Source organism: Azospirillum sp. TSO5, from assembly GCF_003116065.1.
Taxonomy (GTDB): domain Bacteria; phylum Pseudomonadota; class Alphaproteobacteria; order Azospirillales; family Azospirillaceae; genus Azospirillum.
On the sequence record NZ_LGQY01000028.1, the window covers coordinates 75,794 to 100,731 of the forward strand.

General features: G+C 68.8%; 14 protein-coding genes. 7 read left to right on the top strand and 7 right to left on the bottom strand.

Annotated features, from left to right (window positions below):
• Positions 1 to 198 precede the first annotated feature (198 nt).
• From TSO5_RS08035 to TSO5_RS08045, 3 genes are all read left to right on the top strand, one after another.
• The gene (locus TSO5_RS08035) at positions 199 to 2,376 is read left to right on the top strand and encodes a methyl-accepting chemotaxis protein (RefSeq protein WP_247870640.1); all 2,178 of its coding nucleotides are present in this window, start codon (positions 199 to 201) and stop codon (positions 2,374 to 2,376) included.
• Between the two features lie 233 nt (positions 2,377 to 2,609).
• Complete coding sequence (locus tag TSO5_RS08040; RefSeq protein WP_109151104.1) at positions 2,610 to 3,536, top strand: SIS domain-containing protein; 927 nt, start codon at positions 2,610 to 2,612, stop codon at positions 3,534 to 3,536.
• Positions 3,536 to 4,189: a bifunctional 4-hydroxy-2-oxoglutarate aldolase/2-dehydro-3-deoxy-phosphogluconate aldolase gene (locus tag TSO5_RS08045; protein ID WP_109151105.1), complete on the top strand. Its 654-nt coding sequence runs from the start codon at positions 3,536 to 3,538 to the stop codon at positions 4,187 to 4,189. Before TSO5_RS08040 ends, TSO5_RS08045 begins: the two co-directional genes overlap by 1 nt.
• A 35-nt stretch (positions 4,190 to 4,224) precedes the next feature.
• Here the strand turns inward: TSO5_RS08045 and TSO5_RS08050 are convergent, their stop codons facing one another.
• Positions 4,225 to 7,668 carry an ATP-binding protein gene (locus TSO5_RS08050; protein WP_247870641.1) on the bottom strand — a complete coding sequence of 1,148 codons (3,444 nt, stop codon included), beginning with the start codon at positions 7,666 to 7,668 and terminating at the stop codon, positions 4,225 to 4,227.
• Positions 7,669 to 7,809: 141 nt separating this feature from the next.
• On the opposite strand from TSO5_RS08050, the gene TSO5_RS08055 reads away from it, so the two are divergent.
• Both TSO5_RS08055 and TSO5_RS08060 read left to right on the top strand, forming a co-directional pair.
• Positions 7,810 to 8,892 (top strand): transporter substrate-binding domain-containing protein, encoded by a 1,083-nt coding sequence (locus TSO5_RS08055; protein WP_109151107.1) that lies wholly within the window; start codon positions 7,810 to 7,812, stop codon positions 8,890 to 8,892.
• A 226-nt stretch (positions 8,893 to 9,118) separates the two neighbouring features.
• The gene (locus TSO5_RS08060; protein ID WP_109151108.1) at positions 9,119 to 10,834 is read left to right on the top strand and encodes an MFS transporter; all 1,716 of its coding nucleotides are present in this window, start codon (positions 9,119 to 9,121) and stop codon (positions 10,832 to 10,834) included.
• Positions 10,835 to 10,952: 118 nt separating this feature from the next.
• On the opposite strand, the gene TSO5_RS08065 is transcribed toward TSO5_RS08060, so the two are convergent.
• Positions 10,953 to 12,128 carry a hypothetical protein gene (locus tag TSO5_RS08065; protein WP_109151109.1) on the bottom strand — a complete coding sequence of 392 codons (1,176 nt, stop codon included), beginning with the start codon at positions 12,126 to 12,128 and terminating at the stop codon, positions 10,953 to 10,955.
• Between the two features lie 255 nt (positions 12,129 to 12,383).
• On the opposite strand from TSO5_RS08065, the gene TSO5_RS08070 reads away from it, so the two are divergent.
• Complete coding sequence (locus TSO5_RS08070; protein WP_109151110.1) at positions 12,384 to 15,881, top strand: NahK/ErcS family hybrid sensor histidine kinase/response regulator; 3,498 nt, start codon at positions 12,384 to 12,386, stop codon at positions 15,879 to 15,881.
• Between the two features lie 44 nt (positions 15,882 to 15,925).
• On the opposite strand, the gene TSO5_RS08075 is transcribed toward TSO5_RS08070, so the two are convergent.
• The 3 genes from TSO5_RS08075 to gltA form a co-directional block, all read right to left on the bottom strand.
• Entirely contained in the window at positions 15,926 to 16,576 is a 651-nt protein-coding gene (locus TSO5_RS08075) for a response regulator transcription factor (protein ID WP_109151111.1), read from the bottom strand.
• A 127-nt stretch (positions 16,577 to 16,703) separates the two neighbouring features.
• Positions 16,704 to 17,717 (bottom strand): hypothetical protein, encoded by a 1,014-nt coding sequence (locus TSO5_RS08080; protein ID WP_109151112.1) that lies wholly within the window; start codon positions 17,715 to 17,717, stop codon positions 16,704 to 16,706.
• Between the two features lie 46 nt (positions 17,718 to 17,763).
• Complete coding sequence (gene gltA / locus TSO5_RS08085) at positions 17,764 to 19,095, bottom strand: citrate synthase (RefSeq protein ID WP_109151168.1); 1,332 nt, start codon at positions 19,093 to 19,095, stop codon at positions 17,764 to 17,766.
• A 231-nt stretch (positions 19,096 to 19,326) separates the two neighbouring features.
• Here gltA and TSO5_RS08090 point away from each other — a divergent pair, with 231 nt between their 5' ends.
• Positions 19,327 to 19,575, top strand: a complete 249-nt coding sequence (locus tag TSO5_RS08090) for a hypothetical protein (RefSeq protein WP_109151113.1) — start codon at positions 19,327 to 19,329, stop codon at positions 19,573 to 19,575.
• A gap of 27 nt (positions 19,576 to 19,602) precedes the next feature.
• Here TSO5_RS08090 and TSO5_RS08095 read toward each other — a convergent pair whose 3' ends face one another.
• Together TSO5_RS08095 and TSO5_RS08100 are read right to left on the bottom strand one after the other, a co-directional pair.
• Complete coding sequence (locus TSO5_RS08095; protein WP_109151114.1) at positions 19,603 to 23,373, bottom strand: response regulator; 3,771 nt, start codon at positions 23,371 to 23,373, stop codon at positions 19,603 to 19,605.
• The gene (locus tag TSO5_RS08100) at positions 23,370 to 24,806 is read right to left on the bottom strand and encodes a sigma-54 dependent transcriptional regulator (protein WP_109151115.1); all 1,437 of its coding nucleotides are present in this window, start codon (positions 24,804 to 24,806) and stop codon (positions 23,370 to 23,372) included. Before TSO5_RS08100 ends, TSO5_RS08095 begins: the two co-directional genes overlap by 4 nt.
• Between the last annotated feature and the right edge of the window lie 132 nt (positions 24,807 to 24,938).

Sequence of the window (24,938 nt, forward strand, 5' to 3'; positions counted from 1 at the left end):
ATTTCTTTCTTAGCGATTTTGGCGCTTTCCTAGTCACGGAACGGTCAAATTATTTGCAACTGTTCCTTTCCCGTGACCTCGCCGATGGCCGTCCCGGGGAGGGGACGGAGGAAACGGTGATGCGGCGAGAGCCGGAACGGCCGGCCGCAGTGACGTGTGGAGCGCTGGTGCCCGAGAGCATCAAGGGGGGAGGACGGTATGTCGAACGATAGCCGGAGCATGATGCTCCAGGGCGCGCCCGCGAAAGGCGCCGCCTGGTATTCCGGGCTGCGCGCCAAGCTGATGATCGCCATCGGCGTGGTGTTGTCCGGCACGCTGGTCGCCGCCGCCGTGGCGCTGATCGGCTATGCGAATGTGCGCACCACCATCGACGCCATCGTCGGCGAAGCGGTGCCGGCGATGACCGAGGGCATGGCGGTGGCGCAGCAGGCCGAACGGCTGGTGGCGCTGGCACCGGCCCTCACCTCCGCCGACGACGCCGCCGCGCGGGAAGCGGTTTCCGCCCGCATCGCGGAGGCGAAAGAGGAATTCAACACGCGCCTGTCCCGGCTGCGCGCCACCGGCTCCGCCGGGGACCAGCTCGCCGCCATCGAGCAGGCGTCGCAGGGGCTGCTCAACAACCTCGTGCAGCTCGACCAGGCGGCGGCCGAACGGGTGGCGCTCGCGGCCGAGCGCACGGCGATGCTGCCGAAGGTGATGGCGGCCGAGGCGGAAATCCAGAAATTCGCCGCCCCGTGGACCTCGGTCCTCAACAACGACGAGGAACAGGCCCGATCCACCCTGGGAGAGGCGGACACCGCTCCCGCCGCGCTGCGCGAAGCGGCGGCCGCACTGTCCAAGATCACGACTCAAAAGAAGCCGCTGATGGTCGTCACGAACGAGGCGGCCAACATCCGCAACATGCTGATGGAAGCGGCGACGACCAACGACGATCAGCGGCTGGCGATCATCGAGACGCGGGTCGGCGTGTCGCTCGCCGGCCTGTCCAACGGTGCCCAGGGGCTGCCGGAGCGGCTGGCTGCCGTCGCCTCGAAGCAGGCGGACCTGCTGAAGGATTATTCGATCGGCGAGACCTCGCTGGTCACCCTCCGGCAAAAGGAACTGGCGATCCAGGGCTATTTCACCCAGCTGCTGGAGAGCAACCACGCCCTGACCACCACCCTGTCCAAGGGGATCGCCACCCTGGTCGAGGGCCAGAAGCACAACATCGCCGAGGCCAGCGGCGCCACCACCCGCATGCTGGACAACAGCCAGCTGACGCAGATCGCCGTCGCCGTCGCCAGCATCCTGGTGTCGATCCTGGTCGTCTGGCTCTATATCGGCCGCATCGTCATCCGTCGGATGATGGCTCTCAAAGCTGGCATGGGCCGGATCGCCGCCGGCGACCTGGACGCCGAGATCGCGCTGCACGGCCATGACGAGATCGCGGAGATGGGGGCGGCGCTGCTCGTCTTCCGCGACACCGCGCGCGAGGTGGAAACAACCCGCGCCGCCGCCGAGGCCGAACGCCAGCGGGCCGCCGGCGAACGCCGCCAGACCATGCTGTCGCTGGCCGACCAGTTCGAGAACGGCGTGAAGACTGTGGTGGAGACGGTGTCCGCCGCCGCCACCCAGATGCATCAGACCGCCGCCGGCATGGTGGCGACCGCCGACGACACCTCCCGTCAGGCCGGCAGCGCCGCCGAGGCGGCGGAGACCGCGTCGGTCAACGTCGACGGCGCCGCGTCGGCCGCGCATGAGCTGTCGCAGTCGATCAGCGAAATCGCCCGGCAGGTGACCGAATCGGCGACCATCGCCGCCAAGGCGGCAAACGAGGCCGACCGCACCGACAGCACCATGCGCGAACTGAACGAGGCCGCCAGCCGCATCGGCGCCGTGCTCGACCTGATCTCCGACATCGCCGGCCAGACCAACCTGCTGGCGCTGAACGCCACCATTGAGGCGGCGCGAGCGGGAGAGGCCGGCAAGGGCTTCGCCGTGGTGGCGCAGGAGGTCAAGCAGTTGGCCAGCCAGACGGCGAAGGCCACCGACCAGATCGCCGGCCAGATCGGCGCCATGCAGCAGGCGACCGGCGAGGCGGTGAACGCCATCCGCAGCATCGGCCTGACCATCGGCCGCCTGAACGACATCGCTGCCAGCATCGCCGCAGCGGTGGAGGAGCAGGGCGCCGCCACCTCGGAGATCGCCCGCAACGTCCAGCAGGCGGCGGGCGGCACCGCCCAGGCCTCGCAGAACATCGGTCAGGTCCGCACCGCCGCCGGCCAGACCGGCCAGTCGGCCCAGGAGGTCCTGTCGGTCGCCCAGGAGGTCTCGACCCAGACCGGTCACCTCCAGCAGCAGATCGACCGCTTCCTCAGTCAGGTGCGGTCGGCCTGACCCAGCCGAAAAGCCCCTCTCCCCCAGGAGAGGGGCTTTTCATTTGTAACGCCAGGATCACCTCCTGCATCGGGCACTCTCCCCTTCGACACCCGCCAAATCCGCTCGGGCAAGGGTACGGCAAGTGAAGGGGTACGCGGACGAAATGTAGCGTTGCTTCACAGACGGGTCGACAAAGCGGCGTGTCTGTAGTAAAACTACATTCGTTCCTCGGCAGCCACGCTGGCCCTTCCATGCTGGACACCATCGCCTCGTCCCTCGACAGCCTGCGCCGCGCGGAAGCCGCGGTGGCCCGCACCGTTCTGGCCGATCCGGAGGCCGCGGTCCGCGACAGCCTGGCACAGCTGGCCGGGAAGGCAGGGGTCAGCGAGCCGTCGGTCCTGCGCTTCTGCCGTTCCGCCGGCTTCGGCGGCTTTCAGGAATTCAAGATCTCGTTGGCCCAGCATCTGGCGGCCTCCGCCGTGCGGGAGGAGGTCGGCGACCGCCCGACCCCGCTGGTGCGCGACCTCACCCCCGGAGACAGCGTCGCCAGTGCGGCGGAGAAGGTGCTGAACCGCTCCATCGACGCGCTGGTCCGCCTGCGCAGCCGGCTCGACAGCATGGCGCTGGAAAAGGCGGCCGGGGTGCTGGCGCGGGCGCGGCGGGTGCAGATCGTCGGCGTCGGCGCGTCGGGCGCGGTGGCGCTGGACGCCCATCACAAGCTGTTCCGCCTGCTGCCGCAGGTCACCGCCAGCACCGACGCCCATCTGCAGGCGATGGCGGCGGCAACACTCGGCCCCGGCGACGCCCTGCTGGCGATTTCAAAGACAGGCACCAGCGACGAGATCTTCGATGTCGCCGCCATCGCCCGCGACGGCGGCGCCACGGTGATCGCCATCACCGCGTCGGCGACTCCGCTGGCCGAACGTGCCGACATCCGCCTGACCGTCGACGTCGACGAGGACACCGCCGTTCACACCCCGATGGCGTCGCGGCTGGCGCAGCTGGCGCTGATCGACGTGCTGACGGTCGCCGTCGGGCTGCAGGCTCCGCCGGGCCTCGACCGCCGTCTGGCCCGCATCAAGGCGGTCCTGGCCGGGCACCACCGCGTGCCGGAGCGGCCGGCTTCCCTTTCAAACTCCGCATCCCCAATCATCCAGAAGAAATCCGAGGAATCCTGATGTCGACCACACAGAGCCCTGTTGAAATCCTGGACCAGCTGGTCGCCTACGGCGTCGTTCCGGTCATCCGCAACAGCTCCGCCGATCTGGCGCGCACCGCCGTCACCTGGCTGCGCGAGGCCGGTTACGGCACCTTCGAGATCACCATGACCACCCCCGGCGCCGTTGGCCTGATCGAGGAGCTGTCGGCCGAGGGCGACGCCCTGATCGGCGCCGGCACCGTCCTGACCCCCGCCGCCGTCGCCGAGGTGGTGAAGGCCGGCGCCAAGTATGTGGTGTCGCCCTGCGTCGTGCCGAAGGTGGCAGCCGCCTGCCGCGACCACGGCGTCGCCTGCCTGATGGGCGCCCTGACCCCGACCGAGGTGCATGCCGCGATTTCCGCCGGCGCCGACGCCATCAAGATTTTCCCGGCCTCCACCGTCGGCCCGGCGCACATCAAGGCGCTGAAGTCGGTCTTCCCCGGCGTCCGCTTCGTCCCCACCGGCGGCATCGATGCCACCACCGTGGCGTCCTATGTCGCGGCCGGCGTGGCCTGCGTCGGCGCCGGCGGCAAGCTGGTCGACGAAACCCTGGTCAAGAAGGGCGACCGCGAGGGCATCCTCGCCGCCGGCCGCCAGCTGATGGAAGCCTACCGCGCCGCCAAGGGGGCGTGAGCAAGTCGGCATGAGGCGGGGGAGAACTCCTCGCCTCACACCCCCTCCAGCACACCCCGCACCGCATCCATCGCCGCGAGACCGCGGCTGAACGCCGACTCCGCGGTGGCGGCCAACTCCTGCGCCTCGGCCCGGCGGCCTTCGCGCATGCCATCCTCCACCGCGCGCATCAGGCCGACGAAGCCGGTCAGGCCGAAATGGCTGGCGGCGCCGGCAAGCCGGTGGGCGATGTCCTCGATCTCGTCGTCGGAGCTGTCGGCGGCGCTCAGGCGGGGCAGCCCGTCCTGCGCCGATTCCAGCAGCAGGCCGCGGATGGTGGCAAAGCGTGCCGGACCGAGGGAGCGGATGTAACGCTCCAGAATTTCCTCGTTCACATCGTCCTCCACCACCGGCGGACGGGCGGACGGCTCGAACGGCACCGTTCCGGCACCCGTCTCCTCGTCCTCATCGGATCGCGCGGCGACGGCGTTCGACAGCAGGTGCATCAGGCGTTCCGGGAAGATCGGCTTCTCGATCACCGCATCAATACCGGAGGCGATGTAGCGGGCACGGTCGGCGGCGAAGACGTTGGCGGTCACCGCCACGATCGGCACCGCCGCGCGGTCGGCGTCGTCAAGCGCGCGAATGCGGCGCGCCACCTCCGGCCCGTCGATGTCGGGCAGGCGGATGTCCAGCAGGATGGCATCGAAACGCCGCCGCGTCGCCAGTTCCAGCGCCTTTTCCCCCGTCTCCGCGACGGTGATGCGGTGGCCAGCGTCGGACAGCAGGCCCAGCGCCACCTCGCGGTTGATCGCGTCGTCCTCCACCAGCAGCAGGGCCAGCGAGCGCACCCGGCTGATCGGCAGAAGCCGGCCGGGCCGGGCGGGAAGCGCCGGCTCGATCACCCGTTGCAACGGAATTGTGACGGTGAAGACGCTGCCAAGCCCCTCGGCGCTGTCGACGCGGATGCTGCCCTGCATGGCATCCAGCAGGTGGCGGACGATGGCCAGTCCCAGGCCGCTGCCGCCGAAGCGCCGGGCGATGGTCGGATCGGCCTGCTCCAGCTTTTCGAAGATGGCGGCGCGGCGGTCGGCTGGAATGCCGATGCCGGTGTCGCGCACGGCCAGACGCAGCATCTCTCCGGAACCGGAACGTTCCGGCCCCGGTTCGATATCGACGCGCAGGTCCACCCCGCCGCGCTCGGTGAATTTCACCGCATTGCCGACGAGATTCACCAGAATCTGACGCAGCCGCTGGCGGTCGACCACCACCAGCTCCGGCACCTCCGGCGCGATGTCGAGGTCCAGGTCGATCCCCTTCTCGTTCGCCAGTCCTTCCACCGTCGCAACGACCTCTTCCAGCACCGGCAGCAGGGCGCAGGGGGCGGGGTCGAGGTCCAGCTTGCCGTCCTCGATCTTGCGCAGGTCCAGGATGTCGTTGACCTGATCGAGCAGCCCATGGCCGCAGCGCATGATCGACATGGCATAGCGCCGCTCCCCGGCATGGAGCTGGCCGGTCAGCAGCAGCCGGCACAGGCCGAGGATGCCGTTCAGCGGTGTACGCATCTCGTGACTGACAGTGGCGAGGAATTCGGTCTTCGCGGCGTCGGCCCGCTCCGCCCGCTCCTTGGCCTGCCGCAACTCCTCGCGCGCCCGGCGCGACGCGGTGATGTCGTTGGCGACGCAGATGATTCGGCAGCGCCCGTCGCCCGACCATTCGAAGGGATGGCGCTGCAGGGCGAAGACGGTGTTCTCGCCGTTGCGGGGAAGCACCAGCTCCTCCACCCCCAGCGAGCGCATCGAACCGGGATCGCCGCCGGCAAGCGCCCGGCCGGTTTCCGGCCCCAGAACCTCGCCCAGCGTGCGGTTCTCGATGTCGGCGCGGCGGGTGCCGAAACAATCCTCCGCCGCCCGGTTCCACAGGACGACGCGGCCGCTGTCGCCGTCCAGCACGTAGAGAACGCTCGGCACATTGTCGATCACCGCATCCAGGAAGGCCTGGGTCCGGCGCAACAGTTCCTCCGCCTCGCGGCGGCGGGTGATGTCGACGACCGAACTGAGCAGCACCTCCTCGCCCTGGAATTCGAAGGCGATGCCGGACAGCAGGCCCCACAACCGGCGACCGGACTGGGTCACCAGCTCTGTCTCCACATCGAGCGCGATGCCGCTGGTGAAGACGTCGCGGACGAACTCGTCGCGCACCTGCGGGACGTACCAGACACTGGCGGCGGGGCGGCCGAGCAACTCGCCGGCCTCGTCCACCTCGAACAGGTCGGCGGCGCGGCGGTTGACGAAGCGGATCTGGCCGTCGGCGCGGCCGGAGATCACCAGCGGGACGGGAGCCGCCTCCAGCACCGTGCGCAACCATTGCTCGTTGCGGCGGAGCGCCGCGCTCTTATCCTCCGTCTCCTGGATGTAAAAGCGCAGCGCGCGGGCAAGCTGGCCGATCTCGTCGGCGCCGGTCACCGGCACCTCGGCCCGGCCGCCGCCGGTGCGGTCGCGAATCGCCTCGCTGACCGCCCACAGCCGGGCCAGCACCTTGCGCCGCACATACAGAACCGACAGCACCATCCCCAGCACGACCACGCCGACCGAGGCGAAGAACAGGCGGGTGTAGGTGGTGGAGACCTCGATCACCTGCTGGCGGCTTTCCTCCGCCGCCTTGGTCTGTTCGACGAAGATGCCGGTGTTCAGCCCGGTGTTGACCAGCGACACCTGATTGGCGCGGTCGACCAGCCCGTTCAGCATCTCCGACGCCTGCAACTCCGCCTGCCGCTGGCGAAAGACGGAACGGTCGCCTTCCACCACCGACCGCATGCCCTCGGCAAGCCGGGCAAGCCGGTCCGACACGTCCCCCGCCGGAACCGACCCGTCCAGCGTTGCCAATTGCGCCGCGGCGCTGTCGGCCAGCCGGGCAAGCGCGAAGCTGTTCTCCGCCTGATGGACCGAGGCGATCAGAAACAGCAGCCGTTCCGCCATCGCCAGCCAGCGCTGCACGCCGGCATCCTCTACCCCGCGCAGCGCAGGTTCGGCCAGGGCGTCGGCCATCCGCCGCACGTCGCGGGTGCGGTCGGCCAGGGCGCGGCGGGCGGTGATGCGGGCGGCGACGCCGCGGTCGATGGCGTCGCGCAGCCGCAGGATCTCGTCGCGCTGCAGCTTCAGCCCGGCGATCCGTTGGGCCTGCCGGCCGTCGGCCGAATCCAACTCGGCCAGCAGGCGATCATAGCCGTCGAGCTGGTCGGCCAGCCCCTGCTTGATCGTTTCGCGTCCGAAATTCTCTTCGGACAGGGCCAATTGTTCCAGGGTCCGCATGATCCGCTGGTGCTGGCGCTCCAGCTTGGCGGAGGCGACGACGGCCGGGAACTGCTCCGACGTGACCTTGGTGATGCCGGCATGCAGCCCGTCAAAGGCGATGTAGGCGCCCAGTCCGATCAGGAAGGCGACCAGCCCGTTGAAGGCAAGCGCGCCGAACAGCCGCGCCCCGACCCCGATCCTGACCATCCCGGCCCTGTCCGGTTCAGAACCGCCAGACCCCGACCCGCTGCCGTCCGCCATTCCTGTCCCTGCTTATCCGGTCCCGCATCGTTTGCGCGAGAACGATCGCAGCGTATCATAGCCCGGCCGTGGGATAAGGGGAGAAGGATGGGGTCGAAGCCTGTTGCCGTCGCGTTCGGCCTGCTGCTGGCGCTGCAGTCCTTTACCGGTGCCGTCACCGGAGCCGCCGCGGCGCAGCCGGACTCCGCCGCCGCGCGCAATGGCGACCGGCCGGTGCTGGCGGAGATCGAGCGGCGTGGGGTCGTGCGCTGCGGGGTGTCCTTCAACCCCGGTTTCGCCGCCAACGACGACGGTGGCCGTCCGGTCGGCTTCATGGTCGATCTGTGCCGGGCGCTGGCGGCTGCGGTGCTGGGCAAGGCCGACGCCATCGAGATCCGCCGGCTGTCGAAGCTGCAGGAGTTCGACGCCGTCGCCGCGGGCGAGGTCGACGTCTCCTTCGCCCAGACCTCCTGGACCCTGACGCGCGACGCCACCTATGCCGTCGATTTCGGACCGCCGATCTTCTACGACGTGCAGGGGATCGCCGCGTGGCGGCTGCCCGACGGCCGGTCGGCGCTGGACGGCGAGCTGACGGTCTGCGTGCCGGCCGGCACCACCACCCAGGCCGAGTTGGAGTCCCTGATCGCCGGCGGCAAGCGACCCTGGAAGCTGCGCAGCTTCCCCGGCTGGCCCGACACGCTGGAGGCCTTCCTCAGCCGCGACTGCGCGGCGGTCAGCGCCGACCGGGCGTTGCTGACCACGGCGTTGAATATGCTGGACGCGCCGCAGGACGCGCTGGAAATCGCCGACACCCCCGTGGCCTCTTCCGTTGCTGCCCGCGAGCCGCTGGCCCCACTGACGCCGAACAGCGACCGCATGTGGATGGCGGCGGTACGCTGGGTCATGTTCGCGCTGTTCCTGACCGACGATGCCGGCGTCACCGGCGCCAACGCCAATTTCCAGCGCATCACCGGCAGCAGCGAGATGCGGCGCCTGCTGTCCGGCATGCCGGACGTTGCGGCGAAGGCGGGCCTGCGTCCGGACTGGGCCTATCAGGCGGTGGTGCAGGTCGGGAATTACGGCGAGATCTTCGACCGCAATCTCGGCAGCCGCTCCCCCTTCAAGCTGGACCGCGGCGTGAACAGGCCCTGGACGCAGGGCGGGCTGCTCTATGCCCCGGTTTTCCAGTAAGGGCTGTTCCGGCAAGCGGCCGAATTCGCACAATAGGACAGCGTAACCCAATACCGCGCCCCGTTGCCCCCCGACCATGGTCGGGGGTGACGCTGATAGTTTGTGTACACAACTATCCGCACAACGACCAAGAAGCGGGCTCGGTCATTCAACGGCATGACCGCGATGTGCCGCTCACCAAAAACCTACCACAGTCCTGGCTTATTCACTTGGGAGGGTGAAGACCATGGCCTATGCGGCTTCGACGGCTGATGCCGTCCGACCGATGACGGGCGAGGAGAAGAAAGTCATCTTCGCGTCCTCGCTCGGGACCGTTTTCGAGTGGTACGACTTCTACCTCTACGGATCGCTCAGCGCGGTCATCGCCGCGCAGTTCTTTTCGGGCGTGAACCCGACCGCGGCCTTCATCTTCGCCCTGATGGCGTTCGCCGCCGGCTTCGCGGTTCGGCCCTTCGGAGCCCTGGTCTTCGGCCGTCTCGGCGACATGATCGGCCGCAAATACACCTTCCTGGTCACCATCCTCATCATGGGCCTGTCGACCTTCATCGTCGGCATCCTGCCCAACTATGCCTCGATCGGCATCGCCGCGCCGATCATCCTGATCGGGCTGCGCCTGCTGCAGGGTCTGGCTCTCGGTGGTGAATATGGCGGTGCCGCCACCTATGTTGCCGAACATGCGCCGCATGGGCGCCGTGGCAACTACACCTCCTGGATCCAGACCACTGCGACGCTCGGCCTGTTCCTGTCGCTGCTGGTCATCCTGGGCTGCCGCGTGTCGATGTCGCCGGAGGATTTCAACGCCTGGGGCTGGCGCATCCCGTTCCTGATCTCCATCGTGCTGCTCGGCATCTCGGTGTGGATCCGGCTGATGCTGAACGAATCGCCCGCCTTCAAGAAGATGAAGGAGGAGGGAAAGCATTCGACCGCGCCGCTGACCGAATCCTTCGGCCGGTGGAAGAACCTGAAGATCGTGCTGCTCGCCCTGTTCGGCCTCGTCGCCGGTCAGGCGGTGGTCTGGTACACCGGCCAGTTCTACGCCCTGTTCTTCCTGACCCAGACGCTGAAGGTCGACGCCCAGGCGGCCAACCTGATGATCGCGGCGGCGCTGCTGATCGGCACGCCCTTCTTCGTGATCTTCGGTTCGCTGGCCGACAGGATCGGCCGCAAGCCGATCATCATGGCGGGACTGCTGCTGGCCTGCCTGACCTATTTCCCACTGTTCAAGGGCATCACCCACTACGCCAACCCGGCGCTTGAGGAAGCCATCGCCACCGCGCCGGTCGTCGTCGTCGCCGATCCGAACGAATGCTCGTTCCAGTTCAACCCGGTCGGCACCAGCCAGTTCACCAGCTCCTGCGACATTGCCAAGAGCGCCCTGGTGAAACGCGGCATCCCCTACACCAACGAAGCGGGGCCGGCCGGGACCGTCGCCTCGATCAAGGTCGGCAGCACGGTCATCCCCGGCTACTCCGCCCTGCCACAGGCCAACACCACCGTGTCGCTGAGCCACGGTCCGGCCACCGCCGCCACCCCGGCCGACGCCAAGGCGGCGGGCGCCGCCTTCGACAAGGGGCTGGGCGACGCGCTGAAGGCGGCCAACTATCCGCCGAAGGCCGATCCCGCCCGCATCGACACGGTGATGGTCGTCGCCCTGCTGACGGTGCTGGTCCTCTATGTGACCATGGTCTACGGCCCGATCGCCGCCATGCTGGTGGAGATGTTCCCAACCCGCATCCGCTACACCTCGATGTCGCTGCCCTACCACATCGGCAACGGCTGGTTCGGCGGCTTCCTGCCGACGACCTCCTTCGCCATCGTGGCGGCCACCGGCGACATCTATTCCGGGCTGTGGTACCCGATCATCATCGCCGCCGCGACCCTGGTGATCGGCCTGCTGTTCGTCCGCGAGACCAAGGACGTGGACATCTATCAGCACGATTGACGCCACCGGCCTTCGCCTGAACCGGCGATGGTCCAGCAAAGGAAATGGGCGGAGGGGATTTCCCTCCGCCCATTTTCCGTCCGGGTTCCGTCAGGCGGCCGCCGTCAGGTGACCCCCATCAGGCAATCGACAGCGCCGCGTGCGGCTGCGTGGCGTCGGCCGCGGCAAAGGCGGTGCCGGTGGCGAGCGGCGAGGCGTCGCGGCCTTCCTGGTAGCCGAACTGGACGTAATGGTTGGTCGCGGCCTGCAGATCGGTGCCGAAGGCGGCCTGCAGATCCGGATAGCGCGCCAGATAGGACGAGGCGTCGAACTCCAGGTTCCGGCCCTCGTTGCGGCCGAACTGGGCATAATGGAGCGCCGCCGCGGTGGTGTCCGTGCCGAAGGCGGCGATCAGGTCCGGGTTGGCGGCGAGATAGCTCATGGAATCGAAATCGGTCTGGCGGCCTTCCAGCCGTCCCATTTCGATATAGTGACGGGTCGCCGCGCTGGTGTCGGTGCCGAAGGCGGCGAAGATGTCCGGATTGTCGGCGAGATAACCCGCGGCGTTGAAGGTCAGGGTGCGCCCCTCGCTCCACCCGAAGGACCGGTAATGGTCGAAGGCGGCATCGGAGTCCGTGCCGTAGGCCGCGGCAAGGTCGGTGTTGGCGGCGAGATAGGACAGGCCGTCGAACACCGGGGCGGTGGCGCCGGCAACCGTCTGGTCGGCGTACTGGATGAACTCGACATTGGTCAGCCGGTCATAGCCGTTGGCGTCGATCACATAGATCTCGCCATCGTGCTTGACCGCACCGCTGTCGGCCCGCGAGGCGTGGCGGACCACCGTGTCGATGCCGTCGCTGCCGTCGATGATATTCACGCCCTTGCCGCCATCCAGCAGGTCGTCGCCCCGGCCGCCGTTGATGGTGTCGTCGCCGGCATAGCCGCGCATCGTGTCGTTGAAATCCGACCCGGTCAGGCTGTCGTTGCCGCTCAGCAGGGCATCACGGATCGCCTCCGCGCTTGTGCCGGCCGCAGCCCAGTTCAGTGCGGTCGCGACCGGCAGGTTCAACTGCGACACCGACAGGTCGGGAACGCCGTTCGTGGCGTTGGTGACGCTCGCGATGGTGCCGCCGGTCAGGGTCTGGCTGGCCGCGTCATAGGTGAAATTGCCGCGGAAGTCGGTGGACCGGCCGTCCGGATAGCTGATGACGAGCTGGCTGGGCGTGGCCACGGTGACCGTGCCGCCCCGGATACCCGTCACCCCGAGTTCGTCGGTGTTGATGCTGGTCTGGGACCCGGCGCTGACCGCTACCATTCGGACTCTCCTTACCCTTGCGTTTTCGACCAAAGGCTTTGCAGCCCCGCAGGAAGAACAACGACTGATCGGAAGAGTGCCACGTTCGCCGGAGGCGCGGTCGGGCGGCCACCTTTGCCCCCGTCCAAGGCCGGCATCCGCCTTATGCGTGCGGCCGAAGGTGGGTGGCGAATGCGGGCGCGGCGCACATGCGCGCCTTGTGATAAGCTGCCTCCCGCAGGGAGTGAAAATCAAGAACGGGATGCGCAAAGCCCCATGGAAAGCTGGTTCATCCTGGCCGCATCGCTGGCCTATCTGTTGTCGCTGTTCGCCATCGCGTGGTACGGCGACCGCACCGGCAATCATGGCAGCGACCGGCGCACGCCCTGGCTCTATGCGCTGAGCTTCGGCGTCTATTGCACCTCCTGGACCTTCTACGGCGCGGTCGGGCGGGCGGCGACGGGGGGGTTCTATTTCCTGCCGATCTATATCGGGCCGATCCTGATGATCGGGCTGGGCTGGCCGATTCTGGCCCGCATCGTCCGGGTGGCGAAGTCGGAGAACGTCGTCTCCATCTCCGACTTCCTGTCCGCCCGCTACGGCAAGAGCCGCAGTCTGGCGGCGCTGGTCACCATCGCCGCCGTGATCGGGCTTCTGCCCTACATCGCCCTGCAGTTGAAGGCGATCAGCGTCAGCTTCGAAATCCTGGCCGGAGGCTCGCTGGGCACCGACCTCAGCCAGATGCCGGGCGGGACGGCATTGATGGCGGCGCTGCTGATGGCGGCCTTCGCCATCCTGTTCGGCGTGCGCAGCGTGTCGGCCAACGAACATCACCGCGGGCTGATGATGGCCATCGCCGCCGAATCGGTGGTGAAGCTGGCCGCGGCGCTGGGGGTGGGCGGCGCCATCGCCTTTTCCGTCTTCGGCGACCCCGCCACCTTCATCGACGCCGCTGTCCGCAATCCCGGATTCCTCGAACTGATCAGGCTGGACAGCATCGGCACCGACTGGTGGGTGGCCTGCCTGCTGTCCGGGCTGGCGATCCTGTGCCTGCCGCGCCAGTTCCACGTCGCGGTGGTGGAGAACACCCATGCCGGCGACGTGCAGTCGTCAGCCAAGCTGTTCCCCGCCTATCTGGTCGCCATCAACCTGTTCGTCCTGCCGGTGGCGCTGGCCGGGCTGATGCTGCTTCCCGACGGCACGACCAACGCCGACACCTTCATGGTGTCCATCCCGCTGAGCCAGGGCCGGCCGTGGCTGGCGCTGGCGGCCTTCATCGGCGGGCTTTCCGCCGCCACCAGCATGATCCTGGTGGAGATGGTGGCGCTCAGCACCATGATCTGCAACGACATCGCCGTTCCGCTGCTGATGGCGTTGCGCCCCGACGACCGGCGACTGCGCGACGATCCGGCGGGGATCCTGCTGCTGGTGCGCCGGTCGGCGGTGATCGTGCTGGTTCTGCTGTCCTATGGCTGCTACCGGCTGATCGGCCCCGCCTTTCCGCTGGCGACCATCGGCATGATGAGCTTCACCGCGGTGGCGCAGTTCGCCCCCGCCCTGCTGGGAGGCCTGATCTGGAGCCGGGCCAGCCGCAGCGGCGCCTTCGCCGGCATCTGCGCCGGCTTCCTGGGCTGGGCCTACACCATGCTGCTGCCGTCCTTCGCCGATGCCGGCTGGCTGGCCTCCAGCGCGCTGCGCGAGGGTCCGTTCGGCTTGACCGGCCTCAGCCCGGTGGCGTTGGCCGGCATCGCCGGCATCGACCCGCTGACCAACGCCGCCCTGTGGAGCCTGGGTCCGAACATCCTGCTGTTCGTTGTGATGTCGCTGCTGACCCGCCCGTCAACGCTGGAGCGCCAGCAGGCCGCCCGTTTCATGAGCCTGCGCCGCGCCTCCGACGGCGAGCCGCACGGGCCGCGCGGCGCCACGCTGGCCGACCTGCACGATCTGGCGGTACGCTATGTCGGGCAGCCGCGCGCCGACGCCGCCTTCCGCCGGTTCACCGGGGTGGCGGAGGGCGATCTGCGCACCGCGTTGCTGACACGCACCGACGGGGAGGCGATCCAGCTGACCGAACGGCTCTTGGCTGGTGCGGTCGGTTCGGCGTCGGCCCGCGTTGTGGTGGCCGGGCTGCTGTCGGACCGCCGGCTGTCGCGCACCGACGCGCGGTCGATCATCGACGAGGCGTCGCGCGCCATCCTGAAGCAGCACGAGCTGTTGCGCGCCACGGTCGAGAACGTCCCCCAGGGCATCGCGGTGTTCGACGAGGACTGGCGCGTCGCCACCTGGAACAACCAGTTCCTGGTCCTGCTGGATCTGCCGGACGGCTTCGTCCAGGTCGGCACCTCGCTGCAGGACATCGTCGGGCTGATCGCGCGGCGCGGCGAATATGGCCGGAATGGCGAGATCGAGACCCTGCTGGAGCGGCGTTCCGACCCGCGCCGCCGCAACAAGCCCGACGTCTATGAACGGGTGCGGCCCGACGGGACGGTGCTGGAGATCGCCACCAACCCGATGCCCAGTTCAAAGCCTCGGGGCGGCGGCTTCGTCGCCGTCTACACCGACGTCACGGAGCGCCACCGCGCCGCCGCTGCCCTGCGCGAAGCCAACGAATCACTGGAACGACGGATCGAGGAGCGCACCCACGCCCTGTCGGAAGCCAAGGCGGAGGCCGAGCGCGCCAACCGCGGCAAGACCCGCTTCCTGGCCGCCGCCAGCCACGATCTGCTGCAGCCGCTGCACGCCGCCCGGCTGTTCCTGTCGGCCCTGTCCGAACGCAACGGCGACAGCGCCATCCGCCAGATCGACGCCTCGCTGCGGTCGGTGGAGCAGATCCTGGGCGATTTGCTGGACGTCTCCAAGATCGACAGCGGCGTGGTGAAGCCGAACCCGGTGCCGATGCGCATCGAAGAGTTGCTGAAGCCGCTGGGCGAGGAGTTCACCGTGCTGGCCAGCCGCCACGGGCTGGGGCTGCGCGTGGTCGACTGTTCGGCCACGGTGCGCAGCGACCCGACGCTGCTGCGGCGCATTCTGCAGAACTACCTCGCCAACGCGGTGCGCTACACCCGCACCGGCCGCATCCTGCTGGGCTGCCGCCGGCGTGGGAATTTCCTGTCGATCGAGGTGTGGGACACCGGGCCGGGCATCCCCGAACACAAGGTGCCGGAAATCTTCATGGAGTTCCGGCAGTTGGACAATGACGGCGACGACCGCGGCAAGGGGCTGGGCCTCGGCCTCGCCATCGTCGAACGTCTGGCCGGCATCCTCGGCCATACGGTCCAGGTGCGCTCCAAGGTCGGGCGGGGCAGCGCCTTTTCCGTGCTGGTGCCGCTGACCGACGAGCCGGTCGCCGCCCGCGCCGTGGTGGTCCGCCCGCGCGGCCGCGACCTGCGCGGCGTGCTGGTGCTCTGCCTGGAAAACGAGCCCGCCATCGCCCGCGCCACCGAGGATCTGCTGTCCAGCTGGTCCTGCCGCGTCGTCACCGCGGTCGCCCCGGACCTAGCCCTGGAGAAGCTGGAGGGCCGCACGCCCGACGTGATCCTGACCGACTACCACCTCGACCGCAGTCTGACCGGCGTGGAGGCCTTGCGGACATTGCGCGCCCGGCTGGGCAGCGACATCCCTGCGGCTGTCGTCACCGCCGACCGCGACGCCGCCGTGCGCGAGGACATCGAAGCTGCGGGCTGCCGGCTGCTCTACAAACCGGTGCGTCCGGGTGCGCTAAGGGCGCTGCTGGGGCAGTTGCTGGCGGAAGGGCAGCGGATGGCGAGCGATTGACGCGCCGTACCCTCTCCCCACCCCTCCCCCTCTTCGAGGGAGATTTACTCCACCGGCGGCGGCGGTGCCGCGGACAGCGCCAGCTGGCTCGCCAGCACTGCGGCCTGGGTGCGGGTCAGCACGCCCAGCTTGCGCAGGATCGTGGTGACGTGGGCCTTCACCGTCGTCTCGGCGACGTTCATCTCGTAGGCGATCTGCTTGTTCAGCTTGCCTTCGGCGATGCCGGCGAGGACGCGGAGTTGCTGGGGGGTCAGGGTGGCGGCGCGTTGGGCGGGGTCGGGGGCATCGGTTTCGGGGCCGCCATTGATCTCCGGCAGCCACAATTCGCCGTCCAGCACCGAATGGATCGCTTCGACGATCTGGGTGTTGGGGGCCGATTTCGGGACGAAGCCGGAGGCGCCATAGTCGATGGAGCGCTGGATCGTCACCGGATCCTCCGACGCCGACACCACGATCACCGGAATCGCCGGATGTTCGGAGCGCAGCATCATCAGTCCGATCAGTCCGCTCATCCCCGGCATGTGCAGGTCCAGCAGGATGATGTCCGGCGGCTCCCCGGTATCGAGAAGCGGCTTGATGTGGTCGAACCGCGACGCCTCCAGAATCACGGCGCCGGGAATCGCCTGACCGATGGTCTGGGTCAATGCAGTGCGCATCAGCGGGTGGTCGTCGGCGATCAGGATGCGGTGCGACATCGGCCTTCTTGGATTTTCCGGCTATGGACAGTCCGGGTTTAAAACCGTTCCACCAGTATCCGCTTGCAGCCGCCCGTTGACAACTGCGCCCAATGCCGCGCGTCGAAGTTTCCGATGGATTTTACCCTTATCCGTCCGCGGATGGGATGGCACCGGCGCTGGTGCGTTCGTGGATGGCCTGGCGGCGGAAGCGGTACAACTCGGCGGGCCGGCCGCCGGTCTGGCTTTCATACTGGCCGGTGGGCTCGACGAAGCCGCCGGAGATCATCAGGCGGCGGAAATTCTGCTTGTGCACCCGCTCGCCGGACAGCGCCTCCACCACCAGCTGCAGTTGATGCAGGGTGAAGGTCGGCGGCAGCAGTTCGAAAACGATGGGGCGGTAGCGCAGCTTGCCGCGCAGCCGCTCCAGCGCGGTTGCCAGGATGCGCCGGCCGTCGCGCGCCATCGGCCGGCCGAGCGCCCGCGGCATCGGCCCACCGGCCCGCACCGAGGGGTCGACCCGTGCGGCGAGGTCGCGGTCGCGGAAGGCCTCCACCACCAGACCGGCCTCGTAAAGCAGTTCGAACCGCTCCAGCACGCGCTCCATGTCCCAGTCGGCGCCGTCCAGGCCGAAGGCCATCTGGGCACGCTCGGCCCTGCGCAGTCGGGTGCCCTCGTCGGGCGCCGAGGCGATCCAGCCGCCGAGCGCCGGGCCGATCACGGAGTCCAGCAGCGGCGGGCGCTGGTCGCGCCAGTCCTCCCACGGGAAATGATCGTAGAGGTCGCGCCATTCGGCCGAAGCCTCGCCGCCCAGCGGGCCGTCGCGGACCAGCGCCAGATAGCCGACCACGACGGAGCGCGGGCCGCCGAACAGCTCGTGCGGATCGCGGTAGCGGTCACCGAAGGTATAGAGCTGCTCGACATAGCGCAGCGCCAGCCCCGACAGTCCTTCCGCCACCGCGCGCACACCGTCCTGCAGGGTGCGGAAGCGGTCGGGCTCGAAGGGTGCGCCGGGCAGCGCGTCGCGATGCGGCAACGGCTCGTCGCCGCGCCGGTGGTCTTCCGGCACGGAAAAGCCGCTGCGCACCGTCACGACGCGCGGCGTCCCGCCGGTCACCGCAACGATGGCGACCGACAGGCCGAGTTGGAGAGGCTGGGTCACAGGGCGCCCCTCTCCTTTTGGAGAGGGGACGCCGTAATTCGACCGATCAACGCTTGTCCAGCGGGACGAAGGAACGGGCGGCGTGGCCGGTGAAGAGCTGGCGGGGGCGGCCGATCTTCTGGGCCGGGTCCTCGATCATCTCCTTCCACTGGCTGATCCAGCCGACGGTGCGGGCCACGGCGAACAGCACGGTGAACATGCTGGTCGGGAAGCCCATCGCCTTCAGGATGATGCCGGAATAGAAGTCGACGTTCGGATAGAGCTTCTTCTCGACGAAATACTCGTCCGACAGGGCGATCTTCTCCAGCTCCATCGCGATGGACAGATGCGGCTCGTCCTGGATGCCAAGCCGGTCGAGAACCTGATAGCAGGTCTCGCGCATGATCTTGGCGCGCGGGTCGTAGTTCTTGTAGACCCGGTGGCCGAAGCCCATCAGGCGGAAGCTGTCGTTCTTGTCCTTGGCGCGGCGGACGAACTCGGGGATACGCTCGACCGAGCCGATCTCCTCCAGCATCTTCAGCACGGCCTCGTTGGCGCCGCCATGGGCCGGACCCCACAGCGCCGCGATGCCCGACGCGATGCAGGCGAACGGGTTGGCGTGCGACGAACCGGCGAGACGGACGGTGGAGGTCGAGGCGTTCTGCTCGTGGTCGGCATGCAGGATGAAGATCTTCTCCATCGCCTCCGACAGGACCGGATCGACCTTCCATTCCTCGCACGGCGTGCCGAAGGTCATGTAGAGGAAGTTTTCCGCGAAGGACAGGTCGTTGCGCGGATACATGAAGGGCTCGCCGACCGTGTATTTGTAGGCCATGGCGGCCATGGTCGGCATCTTGGCGATCAGGCGGTGCGCGGCGATCTTGCGCTGCACCGGATCGAAGATGTCGGTGGAGTCGTGATAGAAGGCCGACAGGGCGCCGACGACGCCGCACATGATCGCCATCGGGTGGGCGTCACGGCGGAAGCCGCTGTAGAACTTGGCGAGCTGTTCATGCACCATCGTGTGATAGGTGATGGTGCGCTCGAAATCGGCCTTCTGCTGCGGGGTGGGCAGTTCGCCGTTCAGCAGCAGGTGGCAGACCTCCAGGAAATCGCAATTCTCGGCCAGATCGGCGATGGCATAGCCGCGGTGCAGCAGAACGCCCTGGTCGCCGTCGATGTAGGTGATGGCCGAATCGCAGGCGGCGGTGGAGGTGAAGCCCGGATCGTAGGTGAAATAGCCGGTCTCGGCGTAGAGCTTGCGGATGTCGATCACGTTGGGACCGGTCGACCCGCTGAGCACCGGCAGCTTCAAGGTCTTGCCGGTGGCGTCGTCTGTCAGCGTGACGGTGCCGACCTGGTTCACATCGCCGTGCGGCGTGTGCTTGCTCGATTCCATGACCTTCTCACACTCCTTGCTGGCCGGCCGGGCGGCGGCTCGCGGCCTCCGCTGCCGGACCTTGGTGGTTGGCCCGTCTTCGGCGCGCATTGGCGGCGCGCTTGTATCGCGCGCTCGTTCGCCCCTTGCGGCGCCGCGCCGTCTTCTCCCGGTCTGACGCAAGGATCGGCCGGGAGCGGAACCCCCACCCTTCCTGGTCGTTGACTCCTCCAGAAGATAGCAGAGGACATCATGACCGACACGCCTCAAACGCGCACCCCCTCCGAAGGAATGCCCCAGCCGAGGGAATCCGGTGCAGACACGCCCGGCGCCAACACCCATGACCAGACCCCGGCCGGCGAACGCTCCCCGCGGGAGGACCTGACCAAGACTCCGGGCGACGGAACGCTGCAGGACGCCACGCCGGCCGGCCTGTCGTCGAAAGAGCTGCGGGAGCGGGCGGAGGATGCCGACGGCTCGACCCAGCCGGGCACCGGCTGACCGCAATCCGGAAGGCCGACGGGAGACTCAGGCCGCCGGCCGCTGCACGCCGGTGCGCTCGCGCAAGGAACGCTCCAGCCGGGCGGACTCGTGCAGCAGCACCGGCAGGAGTTGGCCCGCCTGATCCCGGTCGCCATTGCGGCAGAGGACTTCCATGCGCCAGGCATGATGCATGACCGTCATCCCGCCGAAGCTGCCGGCGAGGCTGGACAGGTCGTGCGCCTCCCCCGCCAGCGCCCGCAGGTCTGCGGTGCCGGCCAGAACGGACTCCGCCATCGCGGACAGCCGTTCGAGCCGGCGCGACACGTCGTCGAGGAAGCTGTCGACGATCAGCGCCAGATTGTCGGCGCCCACCGTTTCCACCAGATCGGCCAGCACCGCCTCGTCCAGCGCGTCGCCGCTGTCGTGACCGCCGCTCCCGTCACCCGGATCCGCCGGGACGCCGGCGGACCCCGCCTTGGTTTCCGACGCTCCGATCCAGCAGTCCAGCGCGGCCAGCAGGCCGGCGCGGCTGATCGGCTTGGTCAGGTAATCGCTCATGCCCGCGCGCAGGCACAGTTCGCGCGTGCCGGGCATGGCGTCGGCGGTCAGGGCGATGATCGGCAGGCTGGCCAGGGCGCCGCCGCGCGCCCGGATCGCCTGCGCCGCCTCCAGCCCGTCCATCCCCGGCATCTGGACGTCCATCAGCACCAGATCGAGACCGCCGCGGCAGGCGGCCGCGACCGCCTGCTCCCCGTCCTCCGCAACCTCGACCGTATAGCCCAGCTTGCGCAGCAGGGTGGTGGCGAACAGCTGGTTGGTGCGGTTGTCCTCCGCCAGCAGGATGCGGCCGCGGCGCGGCGCGTCCTCCGCCCCGGGGTCCCTGGCCGGAGCGGCAGCCGCGGCAGAGGCGGGGGTTGCCGCAGCCAGCAGTCCGGTCAGGCAGCCGGCCAGCGAACTCTGGCGCAGCGGCCGGTTCAGCGTGGCGTGGGCCAGCCCCTGGGGCACGCCGTCGGTCCGCGCGGCGGGCCCAAGCGTGACGATCAGAACGCGCCGCGTCACCGCCAGCGCCGGATCGCCGGCAACCGCCGCCAGCAGCGCGTCGCCGCCCATGCCAGGCATGGTCTGATCGGCGAGCACCACGTCGAAGGGCCGGCCGCCGGCCACCGCGCGCCGCAACGCCTCCAGCGCGTCGGGCCCGTTTTCCACCGTGACAGGCATGGCGCCCAGGCTGTCGAGCATCGACGCCAGCACCCGGCGGTTCACCGCCAGATCGTCCACCACCAGGGCGCGGCGCCCGGCCAGCGGCCGTTCGGCCGGCGGCAGGGCCTCGTCCGACAGGGCCAGCGGTAGGTCGACCAGGAAACGGCTGCCGGAACCCGGGCTGCTCTCCACCGCGATGCTGCCGCCCATCAGTTCCGACAGCTGGCGGCAGATCGCCAACCCCAGGCCGGTGCCGCCGAACTTGCGGGTGATCGAGCCGTCGACCTGCTGGAACTTGTTGAACAGGGTTGGCAGCGCTTCGGCCGCGATGCCGATGCCGGTGTCGGTCACGGTGATGCGCAGCACCAGATGGGAGTCGGTGGCGTCCAGCGCCTCCAACTCCACCGCGACGGACCCCTCGTCGGTGAATTTCACCGCGTTGCCGACCAGATTGACCAGAATCTGCCGGATGCGCGTCGGATCGCCCAGCAGCGTGCGGCGCAGCAGCGGGTCGATGTAGAAGCCGATCTCGATCCCCTTCTCGTGCGCGCGCGGAGTCAGCAGTTCCACCACCCCTTCCACCAGATCGGCGGCGTCGAAGGGCAGCGTCTCGATGGTGACGCGGCCGGCCTCCAGCTTGGAGATGTCGAGGATGTCGTTGATGATGGTCAGCAACGCGTTGGACGAGCTGCGGATGGCCTGGGCGAACTGGTGCTGCTCGGGGGTCAGGGCGGTGTCGAACAGCAGCTCCGTCATGCCCATGATGCCGTTCATCGGCGTGCGGATCTCGTGGCTCATCGCCGCCAGGAATTCCGACTTCGCCTGCGTCGCCGCCTCGGCGCGCGCGCGCAAGGCGTCGGCCTCCTCGCGGGCGGCGTCGAGCCCTTCGGCCAGCGCGCACATGTCGGCGGCCTGACGCTGCAGTTCCGCCTCGAAGCGCTTGCGCTCGGTGATGTCGGTGCGGGTGCAGACCAGCGAACCGTTGCTGGTCCGGTTCTCCGCCACCACGATCCAGCGGCCGTCGGGCAACTCCCGCTCGAACGGGGCGCCGGGGTTGCGGTGCTGGGACAGTTCGCCCTGGATCCAGGCTTCGTCGCTCGGGCCATCCGGATTGCCCGCGAACTCGCCATTGGCGATGGCGGCGCGCAGGATGTGCTCAAACGGACGGCCGGCGGTCAGCAGCGGCGCCGTCAGCGGATGGGCTTCGCGGTAGCGTTCGTTGCACAGGATCAGCCGGTCGTCGGCGTCGAAATAGGCCAGCCCCTCCGGCACCGCCTCGATCGCGTCGTCCAGCGTCTGCTTGGCGAGCCGAAGCTCCTCCTCCGCCAGCTTTTCGCGCGTGATGTCGGTGTGGGCGCCGACCATGCGCACGACCCGGCCATTGGCATCGCGGATGTGAATGGCGCGGCTGAGGATGTAGACGGTGTGGCCCTGCTTGTGGCGGAAGCGCTGAACCGCCTCGAATTTCGGGATCCGCCCCGCATTGTAGGCGCGGACCATCTCCAGCGCGGCGATCCGGTCCTCCTCGAAGATCAGGCCGGCCCACATGTCCAGGCTGTTTTCCAGCTCGCCGTCGCGATAGCCGAGCTGTTCCTTCCAGGTGGAGGAGAACCAGATACCGCCCGTCTCCAGGTTCCAGTCCCAGATGCCGTCCCGCGTCGCCTGGACGGTCAGGTCCAGAAGCTCGCGGTTCGACCGCAGTTCCGCCTCTTCCCGCTTGGCGTCGGTGATGTCCTGGACGACGCCCAGCAGGCCGACCGGCCGGCCGTCGGCCCCGCATTCGGCCATGCCGCGGATGAAGACATAGCGCAGCGTCCCGTCCGGCCGGATGACCCGCGCCTCGACCGAGAACCCTTCACCGGTCGTCCGCGCCCGCTCGACCAGTTCGGCCAGAAGCGGCCGGTCATCCGGATGGTAGCAGGCGCGCGACAGCTCGACCGTCGGCGTTTCACCCTGCGGCGGAAGGCCCATGATGCGGTAGACCTCGTCGGACCAGCGGCGGGCATCGGTGACGAAGTCGATGTACCAGTGGCCGAACTGGCCGATCTCCTCGGCGAGGTTCAGCAGGCGCGAACGGTCACGCAACTCCGCTTCCGCCCGCTCGCGCCGGGCGACCTCGCGGCGAAGCGTCATCTCGTCCACCACCAGCCGGGCGAGCTGGGCCAGGGTCTCCGCCTCGCGGTCGTCGAAGCCGGCGCGGGGCACGTCGTCGATGACGCAGAGCGTTCCCAGCTTCTGCCCATCCGCCACCAGCGGCGCGCCGGCATAGAAGCGGATGTGCGGCGCCCCGGTGACCAGCGGATTGCCGGCGAAGCGCGGGTCCTTGGTCGCGTCCGGCACGACCAGCACGCCATCGTCCAGGATGGCGTGGGCGCAGAAGGCCAGATCGCGGTGGGTCTCCGTCGCCTCCAGCCCGACCCGGCTCTTGAACCACTGGCGCTCGCGGTCGATCAGCGAGACCAGCGCGATGCGCGTGCCGAAGAAATGCCGGGCCAGCCGGGTGATGTTGTCGAAGCCCGATTCCGGAGCGGTGTCGAGGATGCAGTAGGAGTCCAGAACGGCCTGCCGCCGGCTCTCATCAGGCGGCAGAGCGGCCGGCACCGCCCCCGCGCTCAAGCGGCACTCTCCCCGGCGCCGCGGGCGTCAGCGACGCGCCACTGCTGAAGCTTTCGGTAGATGGTGGACGGGCTGATTTCCAGCATCAGGGCGGCGCGCGGCACATCGTCGCCGGTCAGCCGCAGCGCCTTCTGGATCATGTCCTTCTCGACCCGCCACAGCGGCTGCACGGCGCCATCCTCCTCCGGCGCATCGGCGGCCGGCGAACCGCAGGCGGCGCACGGGGAGGCGCCGGCGTCTGGACTGCCGATTGCCGGACCGCCCATCGGCGGCAGCATGTCCAGCGTGACCTGCGGCCCGTCGTTCAGCACCACGACGTTGCGGACGACATTCTGCAATTGCCGCACGTTGCCCGGCCAGTCATGGGCGCGCAGCCGCGCCTCCACCTCCGGGGCGAAGGCTGACAGCGACTTGCCCTCCTCCCGCGCATAATCGATCAGGAAGGAGCGGGCGATCTCGATCACGTCGTCGCCGCGGTCGCGCAGCGGCGGCAGGGCCAGCGGGATGACGTGCAGACGGTAATAGAGATCCTCGCGGAAACGGCCGGCCTGCACCTCGGCCAGCGGATCACGGTTGGTCGCGGCGACGAAGCGCACGTCCACCCGTTCCTCCCGCCCGCTGCCGACCGGGCTGACCGTGCCGGTCTGGACGAACCGCAGGAGCTTGCTCTGCAGGTCGAACGGCATCTCGCAGATCTCGTCCAGGAACAGCGTGCCGCCGTCGGCCAGCAGCGCCGCCCCCGGCCGGTCGCCCGCCGCCCCGGTGAAGGCGCCCTTCACATGGCCGAAGATTTCCGATTCCAGCAGATCCTTAGGGATGGCGGCGCAGTTCAGCGCGACGAAGGCGCGGTCGCGCCGCGGGCTTGCGCGGTGGATGGCCTGGGCCGCGACCTCCTTGCCGGTCCCGCTCTCCCCGGTGATGAAGACGTTGGCGCGGCTGGCGGCCACGCTTTCGATGGTGCGGTAGACCGCCTGCATTTCCGGCGAGCTGCCGATGAAGCCATGGAAGCGCCCGCGGTCCAGATCCTTGCGGTATCCCTCCACCATCCGCGCCAGCGTCCGCCGTTCCACCGCATTGCGCAGGGTCAGGTTCAGCCGGTCGGCGTTGAAGGGCTTCACGATGAAGTCGAAAGCGCCGAGCTTCATCGCCTCCACCGCCAGATCGATGGAGCCGTGGGCGGTGATGATGACCACCGAAACGCTGGGATCGCGGGCATGCAGCGCCTGCAGAACCTCCAGCCCGTCCATGTCCGGCAGCTTCAGGTCCAGGATCACCGCATCGGGCGGCGATGCCGCCGCCGCGTCCAGCGCCTCCCCCCCGCGGGTGCAATGCACGACCTCATGGGCGTCCGCGCGCAGGAACTCGATGTAGAGCTTGGCGAGCGGGACCGTATCCTCGATCAGCAGGATGCGGCGCTTCTTGGGAGAGGACACGGGGCGGCACTCTGACGGTCGGTGAAGGGGCGTCGATCAGGCAAGATTGCCCGCGCAGTGTAACCCGGCCAAGGCTCTGCCGCCAGTCGGGCTGAGCCTACCTGCATATGACTTTTGACGGAGAGCGCCGGC

What these genes read in the sequence shown, in the direction of transcription:
- TSO5_RS08065 (WP_109151109.1), bottom strand. Translation starts at nt 12,128, where the DNA reads ATGGTAGCGGTCAGCGCCGGGTCCCAGACCAGCATCAACACCGACGAA.
- TSO5_RS08040 (WP_109151104.1), top strand. Translation starts at nt 2,610, where the DNA reads ATGCTGGACACCATCGCCTCGTCCCTCGACAGCCTGCGCCGCGCGGAA.
- TSO5_RS08045 (WP_109151105.1), top strand. Translation starts at nt 3,536, where the DNA reads ATGTCGACCACACAGAGCCCTGTTGAAATCCTGGACCAGCTGGTCGCC.
- TSO5_RS08060 (WP_109151108.1), top strand. Translation starts at nt 9,119, where the DNA reads ATGGCCTATGCGGCTTCGACGGCTGATGCCGTCCGACCGATGACGGGC.
- TSO5_RS08090 (WP_109151113.1), top strand. Translation starts at nt 19,327, where the DNA reads ATGACCGACACGCCTCAAACGCGCACCCCCTCCGAAGGAATGCCCCAG.
- TSO5_RS08050 (WP_247870641.1), bottom strand. Translation starts at nt 7,668, where the DNA reads ATGGTCAGGATCGGGGTCGGGGCGCGGCTGTTCGGCGCGCTTGCCTTC.
- TSO5_RS08055 (WP_109151107.1), top strand. Translation starts at nt 7,810, where the DNA reads ATGGGGTCGAAGCCTGTTGCCGTCGCGTTCGGCCTGCTGCTGGCGCTG.
- TSO5_RS08035 (WP_247870640.1), top strand. Translation starts at nt 199, where the DNA reads ATGTCGAACGATAGCCGGAGCATGATGCTCCAGGGCGCGCCCGCGAAA.
- TSO5_RS08075 (WP_109151111.1), bottom strand. Translation starts at nt 16,576, where the DNA reads ATGTCGCACCGCATCCTGATCGCCGACGACCACCCGCTGATGCGCACT.
- gltA (WP_109151168.1), bottom strand. Translation starts at nt 19,095, where the DNA reads ATGGAATCGAGCAAGCACACGCCGCACGGCGATGTGAACCAGGTCGGC.
- TSO5_RS08070 (WP_109151110.1), top strand. Translation starts at nt 12,384, where the DNA reads ATGGAAAGCTGGTTCATCCTGGCCGCATCGCTGGCCTATCTGTTGTCG.